At 59.4% G+C, this 448-nt stretch carries 1 protein-coding gene; it reads left to right on the top strand.

Annotated elements, in window-relative coordinates; translation table 11 throughout:
• The coding region (locus ACTJI9_RS22470; RefSeq protein ID WP_440811039.1) for a triose-phosphate isomerase at window positions 1-448 on the top strand (448 nt) is incomplete at both ends.

Genomic DNA, 448 nt, shown 5'->3' with positions numbered 1-448 from the left:
TTCTGGATTGGCACGAGTTTCAAGATGAACAAGACGCTGGCGGAGGCTTTGGCCTTTGCCGAAGCTCTTGCTGCCGGTGATGAAAGCCGCGATCAGCGGTTTCAGCGCTTTGTCATTCCGCCGTTCACAGCGGTGCGTGAAGTCAAAGCCGCGTTGAAAGACACAAGCGTCAAGGTCGGTGCCCAGAACATGCACTGGGATGACGCCGGCGCATGGACCGGTGAAATATCGCCGCTGATGCTGAAGGACTGCAATCTCGATCTGGTCGAGCTTGGACATTCCGAGCGCCGCGAGTTTTTTGGTGAAACCGACCGCACGGTTGGCCTCAAGGTCGCGGCAGCCGTGCGTCACGGCTTGACCCCGTTGATCTGCATTGGTGAAAGTCTGGCACAACGCGAGGCCGGAGAGGCCGACGCCGTGCTTGCTGCGCAAGTGCAAGCTGCCCTCG

It is taken from the genome of Phyllobacterium sp. 22552 (genome assembly GCF_052044585.1).
In the GTDB taxonomy this organism is placed as follows: Bacteria; Pseudomonadota; Alphaproteobacteria; order Rhizobiales; family Rhizobiaceae; genus Phyllobacterium; species Phyllobacterium ifriqiyense.
The sequence above is the reverse complement of the archived record's forward strand: the minus strand, read 5'-3'. Positions and strand labels throughout refer to the sequence as shown.